This is a genomic window from Campylobacter sp. US55 (genome assembly GCF_004378955.1).
Taxonomy (GTDB): domain Bacteria; phylum Campylobacterota; class Campylobacteria; order Campylobacterales; family Campylobacteraceae; genus Campylobacter_D; species Campylobacter_D jejuni.
This window is the reverse complement of the sequence record NZ_RYYF01000028.1, coordinates 1-343: the sequence shown is the minus strand read 5'-3', so window position 1 is coordinate 343 and position 343 is coordinate 1. Positions and strand designations below refer to the sequence as shown.

1 pseudogene is annotated in these 343 nt (G+C 26.2%); it reads left to right on the top strand.

The annotated features are described in order from the left end of the window. Window positions 1–343 (top strand): annotated as a pseudogene (locus ELQ07_RS08235) (hypothetical protein); the annotation flags it as partial.

Genomic DNA, 343 nt, shown 5'->3' with positions numbered 1-343 from the left:
TCTAAACAAGATATTAATAATCTTACTCTAATTTATAACAATCCTAAATCAAATATTTCAAATACAAACGATTTAAATTTTAAACATTATTTACTTACCCCTAATATGAAAGAAGATAAAGTTCTTTCTTTTAAAGCAAGGCATGAGCCGATCATAGTATAAAAACAGTTAGAGTGCTTCCTTTCTTAATCACAGCAAAAACCGATCATGCTAATACAAGTTATAACAAACTCATACTAAAACAAGGAAAACTTAGTTCAGTTTTTTATCTTAAACCTAAAGATACTCATATAAAAAACCCTAGTAATTCTAAAAGCAATCAACACATGAATTTCTTAATGAG